Source organism: Streptomyces sp. NPDC017448, assembly GCF_044330565.1.
Taxonomy (GTDB): Bacteria; Actinomycetota; Actinomycetes; order Streptomycetales; family Streptomycetaceae; genus Streptomyces.
Map to the genome: position 1 here is coordinate 82329 of NZ_JBIRLM010000023.1, position 17923 is coordinate 100251.

The 17923-nt window shown below is 72.7% G+C and carries 17 protein-coding genes; 5 read left to right on the top strand and 12 right to left on the bottom strand.

Going from position 1 to position 17923, the window contains the following annotated elements; translation table 11 throughout:
- Positions 1-135 precede the first annotated feature (135 nt).
- On the top strand, positions 136-942 hold the full coding sequence (locus ACH4K1_RS28555; RefSeq protein WP_398092458.1) for an SGNH/GDSL hydrolase family protein: 807 nt from the start codon (positions 136-138) through the stop codon (positions 940-942).
- A 53-nt stretch (positions 943-995) separates the two neighbouring features.
- Here ACH4K1_RS28555 and ACH4K1_RS28560 read toward each other — a convergent pair whose 3' ends face one another.
- A complete protein-coding gene (locus ACH4K1_RS28560; RefSeq protein ID WP_398092499.1) occupies positions 996-1376 on the bottom strand; it encodes a nuclear transport factor 2 family protein in 381 nt (126 codons plus the stop codon).
- Positions 1377-1566: 190 nt separating this feature from the next.
- The gene (locus tag ACH4K1_RS28565) at positions 1567-2409 is read right to left on the bottom strand and encodes a class I SAM-dependent methyltransferase (protein ID WP_398092459.1); all 843 of its coding nucleotides are present in this window, start codon (positions 2407-2409) and stop codon (positions 1567-1569) included.
- Positions 2410-2543: 134 nt separating this feature from the next.
- On the opposite strand from ACH4K1_RS28565, the gene ACH4K1_RS28570 reads away from it, so the two are divergent.
- Together ACH4K1_RS28570 and ACH4K1_RS28575 are read left to right on the top strand one after the other, a co-directional pair.
- On the top strand, positions 2544-4376 hold the full coding sequence (locus tag ACH4K1_RS28570) for a prolyl oligopeptidase family serine peptidase (RefSeq protein ID WP_398092460.1): 1833 nt from the start codon (positions 2544-2546) through the stop codon (positions 4374-4376).
- A gap of 175 nt (positions 4377-4551) precedes the next feature.
- Complete coding sequence (locus ACH4K1_RS28575; protein ID WP_398092461.1) at positions 4552-5580, top strand: SURF1 family protein; 1029 nt, start codon at positions 4552-4554, stop codon at positions 5578-5580.
- Positions 5581-5751: 171 nt separating this feature from the next.
- Here the strand turns inward: ACH4K1_RS28575 and ACH4K1_RS28580 are convergent, their stop codons facing one another.
- The 7 genes from ACH4K1_RS28580 to ACH4K1_RS28610 all read right to left on the bottom strand — a co-directional run bounded on the left by ACH4K1_RS28580 (position 5752) and on the right by ACH4K1_RS28610 (position 13717).
- Positions 5752-7188, bottom strand: coding sequence for a hypothetical protein (locus ACH4K1_RS28580; protein WP_398092462.1), 1437 nt, complete (start codon positions 7186-7188; stop codon positions 5752-5754).
- 221 nt (positions 7189-7409) lie between these two features.
- The gene (locus tag ACH4K1_RS28585) at positions 7410-8072 is read right to left on the bottom strand and encodes a SigE family RNA polymerase sigma factor (RefSeq protein WP_398092463.1); all 663 of its coding nucleotides are present in this window, start codon (positions 8070-8072) and stop codon (positions 7410-7412) included.
- Between the two features lie 272 nt (positions 8073-8344).
- Positions 8345-9436, bottom strand: a complete 1092-nt coding sequence (locus ACH4K1_RS28590; RefSeq protein ID WP_398092464.1) for an aspartate-semialdehyde dehydrogenase — start codon at positions 9434-9436, stop codon at positions 8345-8347.
- Complete coding sequence (locus ACH4K1_RS28595; RefSeq protein WP_398092465.1) at positions 9433-10704, bottom strand: aspartate kinase; 1272 nt, start codon at positions 10702-10704, stop codon at positions 9433-9435. The genes ACH4K1_RS28590 and ACH4K1_RS28595 overlap by 4 nt, the downstream gene beginning before the upstream one ends.
- Positions 10705-11011: 307 nt before the next feature.
- Entirely contained in the window at positions 11012-11590 is a 579-nt protein-coding gene (locus tag ACH4K1_RS28600; RefSeq protein WP_398092466.1) for a Uma2 family endonuclease, read from the bottom strand.
- Positions 11591-11640: 50 nt separating this feature from the next.
- Positions 11641-12768 carry a hypothetical protein gene (locus ACH4K1_RS28605; RefSeq protein ID WP_398092467.1) on the bottom strand — a complete coding sequence of 376 codons (1128 nt, stop codon included), beginning with the start codon at positions 12766-12768 and terminating at the stop codon, positions 11641-11643.
- 367 nt (positions 12769-13135) lie between these two features.
- Positions 13136-13717: an SgcJ/EcaC family oxidoreductase gene (locus ACH4K1_RS28610; protein ID WP_398092468.1), complete on the bottom strand. Its 582-nt coding sequence runs from the start codon at positions 13715-13717 to the stop codon at positions 13136-13138.
- Between the two features lie 179 nt (positions 13718-13896).
- Between ACH4K1_RS28610 and ACH4K1_RS28615 the strand changes: the two genes are divergently transcribed.
- Positions 13897-14739: an NAD(P)H-binding protein gene (locus tag ACH4K1_RS28615; protein ID WP_398092469.1), complete on the top strand. Its 843-nt coding sequence runs from the start codon at positions 13897-13899 to the stop codon at positions 14737-14739.
- Between the two features lie 41 nt (positions 14740-14780).
- Here ACH4K1_RS28615 and ACH4K1_RS28620 read toward each other — a convergent pair whose 3' ends face one another.
- From ACH4K1_RS28620 to ACH4K1_RS28630, 3 genes are all read right to left on the bottom strand, one after another.
- On the bottom strand, positions 14781-15440 hold the full coding sequence (locus ACH4K1_RS28620) for a DUF5063 domain-containing protein (protein WP_073768624.1): 660 nt from the start codon (positions 15438-15440) through the stop codon (positions 14781-14783).
- Positions 15441-15610: 170 nt separating this feature from the next.
- The gene (gene recR / locus ACH4K1_RS28625; protein WP_398092470.1) at positions 15611-16210 is read right to left on the bottom strand and encodes a recombination mediator RecR; all 600 of its coding nucleotides are present in this window, start codon (positions 16208-16210) and stop codon (positions 15611-15613) included.
- A 91-nt stretch (positions 16211-16301) separates the two neighbouring features.
- Complete coding sequence (locus ACH4K1_RS28630) at positions 16302-16646, bottom strand: YbaB/EbfC family nucleoid-associated protein (protein WP_398092500.1); 345 nt, start codon at positions 16644-16646, stop codon at positions 16302-16304.
- Between the two features lie 404 nt (positions 16647-17050).
- Between ACH4K1_RS28630 and ACH4K1_RS28635 the strand changes: the two genes are divergently transcribed.
- Positions 17051-17881, top strand: coding sequence for an SLATT domain-containing protein (locus ACH4K1_RS28635; RefSeq protein WP_228994506.1), 831 nt, complete (start codon positions 17051-17053; stop codon positions 17879-17881).
- Positions 17882-17923: the final 42 nt, after the last annotated feature.

The window sequence follows — 17923 nt, forward strand, 5'->3', positions numbered from 1 at the left end:
GCATATCAGACGACTTCTCGCAGAGGCATTACCCGCTGGTACCGCCAGCTGCTAGAAACTGCATCGCTCCCCCCGAACCCCGTTTCTCCTCACGGCTCACCCCCTCATCCCCCACACCTCGAAGGGCCTGCAGCCATGTCAGTACGCAGAATCCGGGCTTCCCTCATCACGCTCGCCCTCGCCGCCGCGGCCGCTCTCGGGGCCGCCGGGCCGGCCGCCGCGAACGAATCGGCCGCCGCGGGCGGCTATGTCGCACTCGGTGACTCCTACTCCTCGGGCGTCGGCGCCGGGGACTACCTGTCGGGCAGCGGCGACTGCCGGCGCAGCACGAACGCCTACCCCTATCTGTGGCAGGCGGCGAACTCCCCCGCCTCCTTCGACTTCGTCGCCTGCTCGGGAGCGACGACCTCGTCCGTGGCGAGCCGCCAGCTCGGCGCGCTCGACGCGTCCACGACGTTGGTGAGCGTCACCGCCGGAGGCAACGACGTCGGATTCGCCGCCGTCATGCAGGACTGCGTCCTCGGCAGCGAGGCCACCTGCGTCAACAGCGTGGACAACGCCGTGTCGCAGATGAACGGCTCCCTCCCCGGCAGCCTCGACACGCTCTACGACGGCATCCGGGCCCGGGCCCCTCAGGCCCAGGTCGTGGTCCTCGGCTACCCCCGCTTCTACCAGCTCTCCGGCCGCTGCGTCGCCGGGCTCACCGAGGGCGAACGGAGGGCGATCAACAACGCGTCGGACGTGCTGAACGGCGTCATCGCCAAGCGGTCCGCCGACGCCGGGTTCACCTTCTCCAGCGTGGTGGACGAGTTCACCGGGCACGAACTGTGCTCGGGCGACGCCTGGCTGCACAGCGTCACCGTCCCGGTCCACAACTCGTACCACCCCAAGGCGGCGGGGCAGTCGGGCGGCTACCTGCCCGCCTTCCGCTCGGCGGTGTAGGGCCGATCGCACACGGAGAGGCGGTTCGCCGGGCACCCGGTGGGCCGCCTCTCTCAGTGCCGCTCGACCAGGTGCTCGCGGCCGGCCGGGGGCTCGTACGACTCGGGCCAGAAATCCGTCACTCCGGTGATCAGCCCTTCCTCGTCGAACGTGAAGAAGTGGATGGCGTCCAACTCCTGGGACGGCCCGCCCCCCTGCTCCGCCGTCACGGTGAACCCGGTCCGGGCGGCGGCCTGCCGACCCTCCGCGTCGGTGACGATCCGCTCGACCCGGACGTGCCAGTCGCCCGGATACTCCCGGTTGAACCGCACATACCGCTCCCTGCCGCTGATCCGCTCCCGCGTCTGCGGCAGTTCGTACACCACCTCCTCGGCCAGGGTCGCCCCGAACGCGTCCCAGTCGCGCGCCTCGGCCGCCGTCCAGTACGCCTCCACCACCCCGCGCAACGCGGCCGTCGTCGGCCTCGGCACCGTGCTGGAGACCGCTCCCGCCGTCGCCCCGGAAGCCGTCGCGGGCAGGGCTCCGCCCACCGATCCACCTGTCATGTCGGTCATGAGGACGAGTGTGGCCCCCGCCACTGACAACCGGCCGGAGCAGGCCCGGGCGGCGGATCGCCCTCAGCCGTCAGCCCTGGTGCTCCACCGGGCGCGATGCCTTGATCGAGTACATCAGCGGGATGCGCGGCCGCCCCGCCGGGTAGCGGTAGTGGCCGTCCGGATGGCGTTCCAGCGCGTCGAACCGCTGGAAGAGCGAGGAGTCGTGCTCGTGGAGGAACTCGATCCGCAACCCGGCCGAGGCCAGCGCCGTCACCACCCGGCCCACCGGGTGCTGCCACTCGACGCTGCGGTTGTGCACCGTCGGCGCGTCGGCGTCGGCGTACGTGCCCGGCGTCTCGTCCACCCAGGCGTCCCGGCTGAAGTAGTCGTCGGTGACCACCGAACCGGTCTCGGCGTCCATCGCGTCGGTCAGCGGGTGGAACTCCGCGACGTAGAGGAACCCGCCGGGGGCGACCAGTGAGGCGGCGGTCTCGGCCCAGCGCTGGACGTCGGGCAGCCAGTTGAGCGCGCCGAGGCCCGTGTAGACGATGTCGTACGCGGAGTCGGGCACGGCGGACGGCGCGTCGTACACGTCGGCCGCGACGAACGCCGCCCGGTCCGGCCCCAGGCCCAGCTCCTCCGCGAGGCCCCGGGCGGTCTCGACGGCGGGCTCGGAGAAGTCGAGGCCCACCACCTGCCTCGCGCCGTGCCGCGCCCAGGACAGGGTGTCCACGCCTATATGGCACTGGAGGTGCAGCAGCGTCCTGCCCGTGACGTCGCCGACCTCGGCCAGCTCGAAGGCGCGCAACGCGTCCCGGCCCGCCCGGAACGCGTCCAGGCCGTAGAAGTCGCTCGCCACGTGGATCGGCACACGCTCGTCCCAGCGCGCACGGTTGGCGGCGCGCCAGTCGTCAGGAGTCGGGGAGTACATGAGCCGAAAGCTACCCACAGGGCCGACGGGAGGCGACTGGTTATCCACAGCCTGCGGAATATCAGCTGACCTGTGGAGGAGTGGGCGAAGAGGTTATCCACAGGGCGCCCCGCCGGGGTGGCCGATCGGGTTGGATGGAGGGCATGAGCGAAACACAGAACGCCTCGACCACGCCGGAGTGGGAGCAGCGGTTCCGCGCGCCCCGGGTGTCCCTGCCCGACTGGGCCGAGGACGCGCCTGACCGCTCTCTCTTCGTGTCGAACGCCACCGGGACCTACGAGCTGTACGCGTGGGACCGGGCGAGCGGGCGGCAGCGCCAGGTGACCGACCGGCCCAACGGGACCACCGACGGGGTGCTGACGCCGGACGGGGAAGCGATCTGGTGGTTCAGCGACACCGACGGCGACGAGTTCGGCGTGTGGATGCGCCAGCCGTTCGGCGGCGGGGAGGACGAGCCGGCCGTGCCGGGTCTCGCTCCTTCCTACCCGGCGGGCCTGGCCCTCGGGCGCGACGGGTCGGCGGTGGTCGGGCGGTCGACGGACGAGGACGGCACCACCGTCCACCTGGTGCGCGAGCCGGGCGGCGAACCGGTGGAGATCTACCGGCACCGGGAGTCCGCCGGGGTCGGGGACCTCTCCCACGACGGCACCCTGATCGCGCTGGAGCACACCGAGCACGGCGACGCGATGCACTCCGCGCTGCGGGTGGTGCGGCCGGACGGCTCCACGGTGGCCGAGCTGGACGACACCGAGGGCGGCACCAAGGAGCTGGGGCTCTCCGTGCTGGGCTTCGCCCCGGTGGCCGGGGACGCCCGGCTCCTCGTCGGGCACCAGCGCCGGGGCCGCTGGGAGCCGATGATCTGGGACCCGGTCGCGGGCACGGAGACCGCGCTGCCGATCGACCTGCCGGGCGATGTGGGCGCCGAGTGGTATCCGGACGGCTCCGCGCTCCTCATCGAGCACGCATTCGAAGCCCGCAGCGAGCTGTGGCGGTACGAGCCCGGGGCGGCGGAGCCCGTACGGGTGGAGACCCCCGCCGGCACGGTGTCGAGCGCCACCGCCCGTCCCGACGGCACGGTGGAGTACCTGTGGTCCTCGGCCGCCCTGCCGCCCGTGGTGCGGTCCACGAGCGGAGCCGTGGTCCTGGACCCGCCCGGCGCGAAGGCCCCGCCGTCCGTGCCCGTCGAGGACGTGTGGGTGGACGGGCCGGGCGGTCGCATCCACGCCCTCGTGCAGCGGCCCGCGGCCGGGGAGGGCCCCTTCCCCACGGTCTTCGAGATCCACGGCGGGCCGACCTGGCACGACAGCGACGCCTTCGCCTCCGGTCCGGCCGCCTGGGTGGACCACGGCTTCGCGGTCGTCCGGGTCAACTACCGGGGTTCCACGGGGTACGGCCGCGCCTGGACGGACGCGTTGAAGCACCGGGTCGGCCTGATCGAGCTGGAGGACATCGCGGCCGTGCGGGAGTGGTCGGTGGCGTCCGGGCTCGCGGACCCGGAGCGGCTGGTGCTGGCGGGCGGCTCCTGGGGCGGCTATCTCACCCTGCTCGGGCTCGGCACCCAGCCCGACTCCTGGGCGCTGGGGCTGGCCGCGGTGCCGGTCGCGGACTACGTCACGGCGTACCACGACGAGATGGAGGCGCTGAAGGCGATGGACCGCACGCTGCTGGGCGGCACGCCGGAGGAGGTCCCGGAGCGGTTCGAGGCGTCGTCCCCGCTGACGTACGTCGACGCGGTGCGCGCCCCGGTCTACATCTCGGCGGGCGTCAACGATCCGCGCTGCCCCATCCGTCAGGTGGAGAACTACGTGGACCGGCTGGCGGCGCGCGGCGCGGTACACGAGGTCTACCGGTACGACGCCGGGCACGGCTCACTGGTGGTGGAGGAGCGGATCAAGCAGGTGCGGCTGGAGCTGGAGTTCGCCCTGAAACACCTGGGAGGAGGCGCGGGGGCCGGTGCGGCGGGGTGAGCCCCGGCCGGGCGGGCCGGGCACGGGGGCCCGGCTCGGTGGGCGGGCGGCGCTCCCGTGCGGCGGGGCCGGGGGCGGTGAGCGGGGGTTCTCGGGGCCTCGGGCGGGCGTAAGAGGCGGATAAAGGGCGGGCCCCGCTCCGGGGACCCGGGGCGGGGGACCGTACCTTTGAGGGGTGTACCGGTTCCTGCTGACCCCGCGATGGTGGGGGATCAACCTCTTCGTCGTGCTGGCCATCCCGTTCTGCGTGTTCATGGGCACCTGGCAGCTCGGCCGCTTCGAGGACCGCGTGCAGTCGCACGAGCAGGCGGAGAAGCAGCCCGACCCCGGCACCCGGGCCGCGAAACCCCTGGACGAGCTGCTGCCCGTCGACAAGGTGACGTCCGGCCGGCCGGCCGTCGCCACCGGCACGTACGCCGACCAGTTCCTGGTGCCCGGCCGGGAACTCGACGACCGCCAGGGCTTCTACGTCCTGAACATGCTGCGTACGGACAGCGGCAAGGCCCTGCCGGTGGTACGGGGCTGGCTGCCCGGCTCCGCGGGCGACACCCGGGTGCCCGCCGCGCCCCAGGGCGAGGTCACGGTTACCGGGGACCTCCAGGCATCCGAGAACGCCCGCAGCAACGGCGTCGACGTCCGGGGCGGCCTTCCCCGGGGCCAGCTCGGCATGATCAGTGCCGCGACGCTGGTGAACCTCGTCCCGTACGACGTCTACGACGCCTGGGTGACCCTCACCGAGCCCGAGGCGGGCGGTACGGGCGGGGCGATGAAGCCGGTGCCCGCGGCGGCCCCGGAGGGCAGCGGCCTCGATCTGAAGGCTTTCCAGAACCTGGGGTACACGGGCGAGTGGTTCGTCTTCGCCGGGTTCGTGCTCTTCATGTGGTTCCGGTTGGTGCGGAGGGAGGCCGAAGCCACGCGGGACCTCGCCCTCGGCCTCGTCCCGGAGGGATCGGAAGGCCCGGGCACACCGGCCTCGCAGGGCCCGGGCGCCTCGCATGGCCCGGAAGTCGCGGAGGGCTCGGAAGGCCCGGACGCCTCGCGCGGGCCGGATGCCTCGCGAGCCTCGGAGGGCTCGGAGGGCTCGGAAAGCGCGGGGGTCTCGCGGGCCTCGGACCGCGCGGCGGTCACTGACATGTCGCAGACCCCGGACGACGCACCGGCCCCAGAGGGCGCGGAAGCCGCTTCGGGCCGCACAGGGCGCTGACGTCTGCTCCTGGGCTGAACGGGACGAGCGCGGGGCCCTGAACCGCACCGCCGGGCCCGGGAGCCGGACCGCCGGGCCCGGGAGCCGGACCGCCGGGCCCGGGAGCCGGGGCGGGGCTCGGGCCGGGGGCTGCGGTGGCCGGGGGCGGCGCGGGGCGCTGAACGGGTCCGGCTACGACGTGGCGAGGACGCCGGTTCGGTAGATCGTGCCCGAGCAGGCGTTGGGGATGGTGGTCTCCGCCGTGGGCGCCCCCGCCTCCGGGGTGTGCGTCACGGCGATGCTGCCGTCCGCCGTACCGCCGTCCTCGGTCAGGGACTGGGCCGCGTCACCCGACTGGTCCGTACCGTCGCCGACCGATCCCCCCGCGCCGTCCGTCGACGGGGTCGGGCTCGGGGTGGGGCCCGTGGTGGGACAGGTGTCGGCCGGCACCCAGGCGAACCGCACCTCGTACGCCATGGCCGGCTTCAGCAGCACCGTGCCCGGTTCCTGCGAAGGATCGGGCAGGCCGGGGGCCGCGTCGCCCGCCGCGTGCTGGACCACGCCGATCTTGAGCGGGTCCGCCGCGCCGAGGGCGGTGAAGCCCACCGTGCCGTTGCTGCTGACGGTGCAGTCCTTGCCGGACACGTTGGCGATCTTGAACCTGCCGTAGACCGTGCCGTCCGCCCCCGGGGCGTCCGTGCCGGCGGACGCGACGCCGAGCTGGCTCGGTTCGCAGACGGGCAGCGCCGCGATGTCCACGTCGGCCGGGTCGGGCTTCCGGCCCGTCGCCGTGGCATCGGGATCCCTGCCCTCGCCCTGGGTGGGGCTGGGGTCCGGGTCGGCCTCGTCGGTAGGGCCCTCGCTCCGGCGGTCGGTGGGTTCCACGGTCTGCCGTCCGGGCGCATCGGACCCGCTCTCGTCCCCGTTGCCGCCCTGGGCCTGCTCGCCGTGGCCGGCGATGGCGGGACGGGCGGTGGACGCGACGTCCGAGGTCGCGACGTGGAGGAAGGCGGGGACGGCGGTGCCGATCAGCAGCACCGCTGCGGCCGCCCCCACGACGGCCTGCCGCCGCCTGGCCCGGCGGGCGGGGACGGCGCGGTGGAGGTGGTCGAGGGTTCCGTCGGAGGGTTCGAGGTCCCGGACCGCCCCGTGCAGCAGGCGGCGCAGGGCGACCTCGTCCAGTTCCTCGGACGCCGTGGATCTGGGGTCGCCGGACCGGTCGGCTGCTCGGTCGGCGGCGAAGAGGCTGGTCAGCGTGGCGAAAACGTCGTCCCCTTCGTCGCCGGGGGCCGCTCCGTCCCCGGCTTCGGCGGCCTCGCCCGCCGAAGGGCCGGTGTCCGCGGCAGGGGCCGTGCCTCCATCCCCGCTCCGCTCGGCCGCCTCCCCCCGCGCGCTCGGCTTCCGCGCGTCCTCGGGTCGGGCCCGCCCCTCGGGGACCTCGCCCGCCGTGGGGGCGTCGGCGTGGTCGCCCGCCGCCGGATTCTTGTCTGCCACGCGGTCGTCGGCGTGGTCGCCCGCCGCCGGGTTCTCGCCCGCCGCGGGGCCGTCCGCGTGGTCGCCTGTCGCGGGGTGCTCGTCTGCCGCTGGTTCCCCGGGCTCCTCGGGGCCCTCCCCCCCGGGGCCGTCCACCGCGTCCCCGGTCCCGCGCGCGGGCGGTTCCGGTTCCGGGGCACCGCCCGGCCCGGGCGGCACGCTTCCCCCGTGCGGGTGGTCCGGATCGGTGTGCGGAGTCTTCTCCGGCCCGTGGTTCACAATTCCGTTTCCCGTCGGGTCGTTCTCGTGCCTGCGCTCGGGGCCTCCGGGGCCCCCGGAGCCCTCAGGGCTCTGTTCGCGACGCTGTTCCGGCCCGCTCACGTCTGGGCCTCCATCACCACGCGCAGGGCCGCTATGCCCCGGGAACCGTACGCCTTCACCGACCCCAGCGAGATGCCGAGCACCTCGGCGACCTGGGCCTCCGTCATGTCCGCGAAGTAGCGCAGCACCAGCACTTCCCGCTGGCGCCGCTGGAGCCCCTTCATCGCCTTGATCAGCGCGTCCCGCTCCAGCTGGTCGTACGCGCCCTCCTCCGCGCTCGCCATGTCCGGCATCGGCTTGGAGAGCAGCTTCAGCCCGAGGATGCGTCGCCGCAGGGCGGAGCGCGAGAGGTTGACGACGGTCTGACGGAGGTACGCGAGGGTCTTCTCCGGTTCGCGCACCCGGCTGCGCGCGGAGTGCACGCGGATGAACGCCTCCTGCACCACGTCCTCGCACGACGCGGTGTCGTCCAGCAGCAGGGCCGCGAGACCGAGCAGGGAGCGGTAGTGGGCGCGGTAGGTCTCGGTGAGATGGTCGACCGTGGTTCCAGCTGCCACCGCCTCGTCAGCACCCTCGCGCTGCGCGGGCAACGACGCGGGGCGCGCGGCGGGCATGGGCGCGATCACCGGCATGCCGCCGGGTGCGCGGGGCCGCCGGAGCGGACGCACCGAAGCGCCCCGCAACGGACCCACCACTGTGATGTCGAGAACCTCTGCCACGCCTGTTGGACACGCTGCCCCCCGTCAGGGTTGTACGCGGACCACGCCACGTTCGACGCTGTGCGAGATGCCCTCATACGTACCTGCTCTTCCCCAAATGCCCCGTCATCGCGTCCGGCCACGCACAAAGTGACCGCAGAGACGCAGCCCGGCCGAGGTGCGGTTGCAGAGGGCCGGGAGATCATCGTCGGATACGACAACGTCCCAGCTCAAGAGGTTCAGACCAGCGAATTGCTCATAGGGCGTTCACAGATCCTACAAAAGAAGTTCGATCAACTCCGGGGAAATTCGGCGGCGATCGATTCGGCGATCTGAGCCACGTTCAAAGCCGCCCCTTTTCGGAGATTGTCCCCGCAAAGGAACATTTCCAGGGCATGCGGGTCGTCCATGGACCGCCGGACGCGGCCCACCCAGGTGGGGTCGGTGCCGACCACGTCGGACGGGGTGGGGAAGTCCCCGGACGCCGGGTTGTCGAACAGCACCACGCCGGGAGCGGTCGCCAGGATCTCGTGCGCCTTGTCGACGGAGACCTCGTTCTCGAAGCGGGCGTGGACGGACATCGAGTGCGTGGCGACGACGGGGACGTACACACAGGTCGCGGTGGCCTTCAGCTCCGGCAGGCCCAGCACCTTGCGGCACTCCTCGCGGAGGGAGACCTCCTCGGTGGACCAGCCGTCCCCGGCGTCCGTCCCGGCCCAGGGCACCACGTTCAGGGCGACGGGGGCGGCGAACGGGCCCGGCGCGCCGCCGGTGCCGACCGCGCCGCCCGTGATGTCCCCCAGGGCCCGGCGTACGTCGCCGGGCTGGGTGCCCAGCTCCGTACCGGCCACCAGCGACAGCTGCTCGCGCAGGGCCGCGACGCCGTCCCGGCCCGCGCCGCTGACCGCCTGGTAGGAGGAGACGATCAGCTCGCGCAGCCCGAACTCGGCGTGCAGCGCGCCGACCGCGACGATCAGCGACAGCGTGGTGCAGTTCGGGGACGCGACGATGCCGCGCGGCCTCAGCCGCGCGGCATGGGGGTTGATCTCGGGGACGACCAGCGGCACATCGGCGTCGAGCCGGAAGGCCGCCGAGTCGTCGACGACGACGACGCCCCGGGCGGCGGCGATCGGGGCCCAGTGGGCGGACACCTCGTCCGGTACCAGGAAGAGCGCCACGTCGATGCCGTCGAACACGTCCTCGCTCAGCGCGAGGACCTCGCTCTCCTCACCGCGCACGGCCAGCTTGCGGCCGGCCGAGCGCGGTGAGGCGACGAGTCTGACCTCGCCCCAGACGTCCGCGTGCTGCGAGAGGATCCGGAGCATGACACCGCCGATCGCCCCGGTCGCACCGACGACCGCGAGCGAAGGGCGGTGTCCGGTCATCGGCCGGTGCCTCCGTAGACGACGGCCTCGTCGGAGTCGCTGTCGAGCCCGAAGGCGGTGTGCACGGCGCGCACGGCCTCGTTGACGGCGTCGGCACGGGTGACCACCGAGATGCGGATCTCGGAGGTCGAGATCAGCTCGATGTTGACGCCCGCGTCGGAGAGCGCTTCGAAGAAGCCGGCGGTGACGCCCGGGTTGGTCTTCATGCCCGCGCCGACCAGGGAGATCTTGGCGATCTGGTCGTCGTAGCGGAGCGAGTCGAAGCCGATGGCGCCCCTGGTCCGCTCCAGGGCGTCGATGGCCTTGCGACCCTCGGCCTTGGGGAGGGTGAAGGAGATGTCCGTCAGGCCGGTCGTCGCGGCGGAGACGTTCTGCACCACCATGTCGATGTTGACCTCGGCGTCCGCGATGGCACGGAAGATCGCGGCCGCCTCACCCGGCTTGTCCGGTACGCCGACGACGGTGACCTTGGCCTCCGAGACGTCGTGGGCGACTCCGGAGATGATCGCGTGCTCCACCTTCTGGTCCCCTTGCGGCTCGTTGCTGACCCAGGTGCCGCGCAGTCCGGAGAAGGACGAGCGGACGTGGATCGGAATGTTGTAACGGCGTGCGTACTCGACGCAGCGGTGCAGCAGCACCTTGGAGCCGGACGCGGCCAGCTCCAGCATGTCCTCGAAGGAGATCCAGTCGATCTTCTTCGCCTTCTTCACGACCCGGGGGTCCGCGGTGAAGACGCCGTCGACGTCGGTGTAGATCTCGCAGACCTCGGCGTCCAGCGCGGCGGCCAGCGCGACGGCGGTCGTGTCCGATCCGCCGCGGCCGAGGGTGGTGATGTTCTTGCCCTCCTGGCTCACGCCCTGGAACCCGGCGACGATGGCGATGTTGCCCTCGTCGATCGAGGTCCGGATGCGGCCCGGAGTCACGTCGATGATGCGCGCTTTGTTGTGGACCGAGTCGGTGATGACGCCGGCCTGGCTGCCCGTGAACGACTGGGCCTCGTGACCCAGGTTCTTGATCGCCATCGCCAGGAGGGCCATGGAGATCCGCTCACCCGCGGTCAGCAGCATGTCGAATTCCCGGCCGGTAGGCATCGGGGACACCTGCTCGGCGAGATCTATCAACTCGTCCGTCGTGTCGCCCATCGCGGACACCACGACAACCACCTGGTTGCCGTTCCTCTTGGCGTCGACGACTCGCTTGGCAACCCGCTTGATGCCCTCGGCATCGGCTACGGAGGAGCCTCCGTACTTCTGCACGACAAGGCCCACGTGCGCTCCTCGCTCAGTCATTACTGCGGTCGGCTCAGTCTAACGAGCAGCCCGGAATCGACCCGTCCATACCAGATGATGAGATGTCCCGCTCATCACCCGGTACGGCGTGTCGTCCCGAACCGCTCGTAGAGGGCTGTTGCCCAGCCGGACCACCGCCACTCCCGTTTGTGTCCCAGCCCACACGATCGGGGGCGGCCGGGCGAGTCGAAGCGGTCAGTCGGGGTACGCGGTGGGGTCGGCGTACGCGGGCGTACGCAGGCGCACGCGATGGGGTCGGGGTGCCCGGTGCGGTCGGGGCGCGCCCTCAGTCGGCGTACTCCTTGAGCTTCTCGGTGTGGAGCGCGAAGCCGACCGGCTCCGGCAGCTCGACGACCGCGCCGAAGGGCCGGGTGGTGGCGGAGCGGTACGTGCCCTTCTCCGGCTCGGTGAAGACGGTGACCGAACACGCCTCACGGTCGACGAGGAGGTAGACGGGGATACCCGCCGCCGCGTAACCGTCGGGCTTCTCGACCCGGTCGCGCCGGTTGGTGTCGGCGTCGCGGGAGGTGACTTCCACGGTCATCAGGACACCCTCGGGGGCCGCCCACTCCCCCGCGCCCGCGAAGTGCTCGTCGGGCGCGAGAACGCCGTCCGGGCGGGCGCGGCCCTTGCGGTACGCCTCGACGGAGACGCCTTGTTCGGGGTAGAGCCACAGCTCCGGCCGATGCTGCATGCAAAGCTTCTGCAGCCACTTGACGATCTCCGCGTGATTCCCGTTCGGCACGGGCTTGACCTGAACCGTTCCGTGGAGGAACTCCAGTCGCACCAGTTCGGGGGCCCGGCGGGCGAGTTCCTCGAACTCCTCGGTGCTCATCTGGGGCTGGGCGGTGGTCCTGGGGGTCATGACGTCGCCTCCTCGCCTCCATGGTGCCCCGACCGGCAGCTCACGCACGCTCATCGACGCGGCCTCGGGGCCGGGAGGACCGGGCGGACGGCGGCCGAGCGGAGTTCGGCCATGCGGGCGGCGACGTCGACCTCGGAGCGCGGCCGGGCCAGGAACGTGTCCGGTACGTCGCCGGTCAGGCCCAGCGCCTCGTCGCGGGCGATCGCCGCGCGGCAGTCGGCACAGACGCCGTGGTCCAGCGTGGTCGTCGTCTCGTCCTCGTCGCAGAACAGGCACACCATCACGATCGCGGTGATGCGCTCGCTCTGCGGGTCGTTCTCCGGTACGGGGGTGGGCATCGGCGGCATCTTGGTCTCCAGTCGCTTGCGGAGGAAGTGCCCGGCGGAGTGCACGGGCGTCGGCAGACCCGAGGTCAGGGCCCGGACGATCTGTTCGCGGCCGGCGCCGCGCGCCAGCCACTCCCCGACCAGGTGTTCCAGCTCCACGCATTCACCGTCGGAGAGCTGGAGCCGGGGTTCCCGGCCGCCGAGCCCGGCGAGGAGGGCGTACGCCTCCGAGCGCGGGGCGCGCACGCCGGGCTCCGGTTCGGCGCCCGGCCGCGCGCCCGGCACCGCAGCGGGTTCCGCGTTCGGCTCGGTGGCGGCGGGGGCGGCGGGGGCGGCGGATGCACCGGAGGGCGCGGAGCCGGGCGCGGGCGCGGCAGCGGCAGTGGGTGCGGGCGCGGCAGCGGGGGCGGGGGCGGGCGCGGCAGCGGGGGCCGGAGGCTGCCCCGGGGCGTCCACGCCTCGGACGAACCGCACGTGGGCGGCCCACCAGTCGGCGTCGCGGGCGGTGCGGGAGAAGTACGTACGGGTCACCCAGCGCCTCTGGCCGTCGGCCAGGGCGATGTGCATCCTGACGCGGCGGAGGTGCCCGAGCCGGGTCAGCCGGTCCAACCCGCTGCGGCACGCCTGCTGCCCGTAGTCCGGCAGCTCCTCGGCCAGCACCTTGTAGCCGATCGCCGCGCCTTCGGGAAGCCGGTCGATGTACCCGGCGAGGGCCGCCTCACGCGGCTCCAGCCCGGCGAAGTCGTCGGCGCGGCGGGGCGCTTGGTCGGGGGCGTCGCGCTTTCCGTACCCGGCTTTCGCCATGGGATGGGCGGGCGCGCGCAGTACGGCACTAAGGTTGGCGGTAGCCATGGGGATCCAGCCTTTCTAGCAGGCGGTCTCTTACGGTCAGACCCCGGTCGGTGTTGCGAGCACCACCGGGGTTGTCCGTTTTATGGATAGTGGGTTGCTGGTCGTGAACCTAGAGCGCGCCTACGCTCCGGCGCAACTCGGTCACTTGCCGTCATGGGCGATCGAATTCGTGCAGGTCGGCGAGGGGTTCGGAACCTGGCGGGGAAGGGAGGGCGGGTGGGTTGAACCCCACCACCCATTCCTCAGAAGAGGGCTCGGAGCTTGGGGCTCGCGGCTCGGAGCTCGGGGCTTGAGCTTCGGGCGGGCCTGCGGATATGACACCGGATCGGCCCGCCGTCGCCCTCCTCCCTCCCCCCCTGGTGGTGCGTCATCCCGCCGTCAGGGTCTGCGCGTCGAGCACCTGGGTGTTCTGCCCGGCGGCGATACGCCAGACGCCGTCGTCCTTGGCCAGTACGTAGGTCGGAGTGCCGGGGAGCGCCTCGGGGTGGTCGGACATGAGCCCGGAGGGGTCCTCCTGGCCGTGGAAGACCTCGTCCAGGAAGCGGCCGTCGTGGCGGGAGACCGGGCGCTGGCGGATCTTGACCGCCGCGATGTCGGGGCGGATGAAGAGGATCAGGTCCACCGTGTACGTGGCCGTCGCCGGGGAGCCCGCCTGCGGAGGCAGCACCGTGCGGGTGAACGCGCTGATCTCCGGCAGGCCGGTCAGCCTCTTCCCGTGGGCCGTGGTCCAGACGGCGTCCTCGCGGAAACCGTCCAGGAAGTCATCGGGCAGCGCGTTCTGCTGGGCGTGCTCGACCCGCGCGACGAACGCGACGATGGCGTCGACGTCCTCCTGCGGGGCCGGTACGCCGATGACGGTGGGGGCCGGAGCCGGGATCGAAACCGGGGCCGGAGTCGGAGTCGAAACCGGGGACGGGGACGGGGACGGGGACGGGGTCAGGGTGCTCATGCGGAAACTCCTCGGTCGGGCGGCCGTCGCGTCGGCCGTTCACCAGGACCGTGACCCCTCAAGCACGGTTGAGGTCAACCGGCCGAACTCTCGCCCAACGTGCTTGATCTCAAGGCTGGTTGGGGTTCTAGCGTTCCCCTCGTCGAACAGACGGCGACCGGACGGAGGAGTGCTCAACGATGATCGTGGTGACCGGTGCGACCGGGAACGTCGGCCGCGAGCTGGTACGGCAGCTGGACGCGGAAGGCCGCGGGGCCGACGTGCGGGTGCTGAGCCGTGACGCGGCACGGGCCAAGGCGGTGACGCCCGAGGGGGTGGAAGTGGTGGAAGGCGATCTCGGGCGGGCCGCCTCGCTGGAATCCGCGCTGGGAGGGGCGCGTTCGCTGTTCCTCGTCACGGGCGTCGGCGATGACATCGGGGCCCTGGACGCCGCCCGGGACGCGGGCGTGGAGCATGTGGTGCTGGTCTCCTCCATCACCGTCGCGACCCATCCGCACCTCGGACCGGCCCGAACCCATCGCACCGTCGAGCACCGTCTGCGGGAGAGCGGGATGGCGTGGACCGTCCTGCGGCCCACCCAGTTCGCCTCCAACACCCTCTGGTGGGCGGAGTCCGTACGCGAGGAGTCCGCGGTCCGCGTGCCCTACCCGGACACCGGGCTGCCGGCCGTCCACCCCGCCGACATCGCCTCGGTGGCCCGCGCGGCCCTGACCGGGCCGGACCACCGGGGGCGGACCTATCCGCTCACCGGTCCGGGGCCGATCACGCCCCGGCAGCAGATCGGTGAGCTGGGGCGGGTGCTGGGACGGGAGGTGGCCTGCATCGGGATCACCCGGGAGGAGGCCTACGGGCCGATGGCCGCGTCGATGGGGGACGAGGTGGCGAACAGCCTCCTCGACCTGATGGGCGGCGACGTCAACGACGAGCTGCTGGCCGTCCACGACACCGTGGCCCGGGTCACCGGCTCGCCGGCCCGCACCTACCGCCGCTGGGCCGAGGAGAACGCCGACGCGTTCCGCTGACCGCCCGCCCGTCCCGGGAGGGGCCGGGGCGGGGCGCGTCCCTACTTCACCGGCCGCAGCCCCAGGGGGCCCGCGATCTCCTGGAGCATCACGCGGCCCGCCTCCTCCGCGAGGTCGTCGTCGCCCGGGTCCTGGTCGGTGTCCAGACCGTCCAGTTCCGCCAGGGGCTGGCCGAGGCGGATGTGGGCGACCAGGGACTGGAGGGCGCGCAGGGCGGCGGAGGCGGTGGAGCCCCAGTTGGAGAAGTACGAGAACTGCCACCACCACAGCGCCTCGGCGGTGCGGCCGGCCTCGTAGTGCGCGAGGCCGTGGCCGAGGTCGGTGACCAGGTCGGCCAGGTCGTCGGAGATCCGGTGCGGGACCGGGGCCTTGCGGGGCTCGTACGGGTCGAAGACCTCGGAGTAGACGTCGATCGGCTCCAGCAGCGCCGCGAACCGCTCGCGCAGGCCGTCCGCCTCGGGCTCCGCCCCGAGGTCCGGCTCGTAGCGCTCGTCGGGCAGGACGTCCTCGTACGCTCCGAGACGACCGCCCGCGAGCAGGAGCTGCGAGACCTGGAGCAGCAGGACCGGGACGGCCTCCTCCGGCTCCTCGACCTTGGACACCTCCGTGACCGCGACGATGAACGTCTTGATCTGGTCCGCGATCTGGACGGCGAAGTCGCCCGGGTCCTGCGTGACGGAGTTCAGCGTGGCGTCAGACATCGAGGGGACCTCCCGTGGGCGCGGTCACAGACGGTGAAGCAAACGACGATGAAGAGGACGGCGAAGCGGGCGCCGAGACGGACGGCGGAGAGGGCAGCGCGGCGGACGGCGGAGAGGGCAGCGCGGCGGACGGCTGCGCGTGCGGGGGCCGGGAGGGTACGGCGGAGGCGTCAGACATCCAGCAGCCGCCTCCCCTCGAAAGCCCGCCCCAGGGTGACCTCGTCGGCGTACTCCAGATCGCCGCCGACCGGCAGGCCGCTGGCCAGCCGGGTCACCTTCAGCCCCATCGGCTTGACCATCCGCGCCAGGTACGTCGCGGTGGCCTCGCCCTCCAGGTTGGGGTCGGTGGCGAGGATCAGCTCCGTGATGGAGCCGTCCGCGAGCCGCGCCAGCAGCTCACGGATGCGCAGGTCGTCGGGGCCGACGCCCTCGATGGGGCTGATCGCCCCGCCCAGGACGTGATAGCGGCCGCGGAACTCCCGCGTCCGCTCGATCGCCACGACGTCCTTGGGCTCCTCGACCACGCAGATGACGGTCTGGTCGCGGCGCGCGTCCCGGCAGATCCCGCACTGCTCCTGCTGCGCGACGTTGCCGCACACGGAGCAGAACCGGACCTTGTCCTTGACCTCCAGCAGGGCGTGCGCGAGGCGGCGCACGTCCGTGGGCTCGGCCTGGAGGATGTGGAAGGCGATCCGCTGCGCGCTCTTGGGGCCGACGCCGGGCAGCCTGCCCAGTTCGTCGATGAGCTCCTGAACCACGCCTTCGTACAACGGAACGCCTCTCTTCGCTTCCTGCTCCGTACCGTAGTGGGTACGGGTCGGTACCAGTAGGCCCCGGCGGGGCCGCCCGGCTCCGGTGGGGTCAGAACGGCAGACCCGGGATGCCGCCCCCGCCGCCCAGGCCCTGCGCCAGCGGTCCGAGCTTCTCCTGCTGGAGCGCCTGCGCGTTCTCGTTGGCCGCCTGGACGGCCGCGACGACGAGGTCGGCGAGCGTCTCGGTGTCCTCCGGGTCCACCGCCTTCGGATCGATCACCAGGGAACGGAGCTCGCCGGAACCGGTCACGGTGGCCCGCACGAGACCACCGCCCGCCTGTCCGTCGACCTCGGCCCCGGCCAGCTCCTCCTGGGCCGCGGCGAGATCCTGCTGCATCTTCTGGGCCTGCTGGAGCAGCTGCTGCATGTTGGGCTGACCACCACCGGGAATCACGGTCACTCCTGGCAATTCGACGACGAATGTTTCGGTAAGCCGAGCCTACGTGCTCCCCGGGAACGGCGCTCCACCCGCCGGGGAGCAACTCTTTCGGGTGAGATTCGCGGACCGGTGTGAGCGCTCCTATACCTGACCAGCGTCCCCGCACAGGCGGTAATCCCGTGATTTCGACCCCATGGCCCACCATTCGGCGGTAGGAAGGGCATACACATCGACACGCGAGCGTGCCTGTGCGGTGACGCAGAGTTACCCCTCACAGGTTTCAGAAGTTCTCGGTCACGCGGACCGCTCCGCCCCCTCCGGGCCCGGCCAGGTCCGGGGCCGGCCGGGTCCGGCCCCGGCTCCGGGGCCGGGAAGCCCCACGCGTCCGTCCGTCCGTCAGAGTGCAGAGGAGTGCCCCGGTGAGTCAGCCGGATCAGCAGCCCGAGGGGCCGCCCCGCAAGGAGTCCGACGCGGGATCCGGTGAAAACGGAGTTGCGCGTTCCGTGGCCGCTTCCGGCCCCCCCGCCCGGGAAGGCGAGGACGGCCGCACCGGTGGCCGCGCCGGAGGGCGGGACCTGACCGGGCGACCGTTCCCCCTCGGCGACTGGGGCGAGCCGGCCGAGCGGCTCGACGAGCTCTACCGCTGGGTCGAGGCGGGCGCGCTGGAGACCGCCGACTGGTATCTGAAGGACCGCGTCTGGAAGCGGCGGGCCGCCCGGGGGCTGCGGACGGGCACGGCCGCCGGGGTGGTCGCCGGGGCCGCGCTGCCGCTGCTCGACCTGACCGGGACGCTGAGCGGTTCGGCGGGCTGGGGCTACCTGTCGCTGCTGCTGGGGGCCGCCTGCATGGCCTGCGACCGGTACTTCGGCCTCACCTCCGGCTGGATAAGGAACCTCGCCACGGCCCAGGCGGTGCAGCGGCGGCTCCAGGTGCTCCAGTTCGACTGGGCGTCGGAGTGCGTACGGGAGGTGCTGGGGCCGACCGAGGGCACGGCCAGCGAGGCGACCGAGCGGTGCCTGGGGGTGCTGCGGAGGTTCTCCGAGGACGTGACCGACCTGGTGCGGTCGGAGACGGCGGACTGGATGGTGGAGTTCCGGGCCGGGCCCGCGCCGATGGGCATGCAGGCCCTGGCCTCGGGGAGCACCGGAGGGCGGGGGGAGCCGGGGGCGGCGCCGGGGCGCTTCTCCATGCCGTCGGTGGCGGCCCGGCCGAACATGCCGCGGCAGCGGCCGCCGGAGTCGCCCCGGTGAGGGCCGCCGGGGCGGGGGACGGGGCTGCGGGGGCGCCGCCCC

Bases quoted from the DNA above. Each gene is read 5' to 3' on its own strand.
- ACH4K1_RS28610 (WP_398092468.1), bottom strand. From the start codon at position 13,717: ATGAGCACCCTGACCCCGTCCCCGTCCCCGTCCCCGTCCCCGGTTTCG.
- ACH4K1_RS28570 (WP_398092460.1), top strand. From the start codon at position 2,544: ATGGAGGGCATGAGCGAAACACAGAACGCCTCGACCACGCCGGAGTGG.
- ACH4K1_RS28620 (WP_073768624.1), bottom strand. From the start codon at position 15,440: ATGTCTGACGCCACGCTGAACTCCGTCACGCAGGACCCGGGCGACTTC.
- ACH4K1_RS28555 (WP_398092458.1), top strand. From the start codon at position 136: ATGTCAGTACGCAGAATCCGGGCTTCCCTCATCACGCTCGCCCTCGCC.
- ACH4K1_RS28600 (WP_398092466.1), bottom strand. From the start codon at position 11,590: ATGACCCCCAGGACCACCGCCCAGCCCCAGATGAGCACCGAGGAGTTC.
- ACH4K1_RS28605 (WP_398092467.1), bottom strand. From the start codon at position 12,768: ATGGCTACCGCCAACCTTAGTGCCGTACTGCGCGCGCCCGCCCATCCC.
- ACH4K1_RS28615 (WP_398092469.1), top strand. From the start codon at position 13,897: ATGATCGTGGTGACCGGTGCGACCGGGAACGTCGGCCGCGAGCTGGTA.
- ACH4K1_RS28590 (WP_398092464.1), bottom strand. From the start codon at position 9,436: ATGACCGGACACCGCCCTTCGCTCGCGGTCGTCGGTGCGACCGGGGCG.
- ACH4K1_RS28565 (WP_398092459.1), bottom strand. From the start codon at position 2,409: ATGTACTCCCCGACTCCTGACGACTGGCGCGCCGCCAACCGTGCGCGC.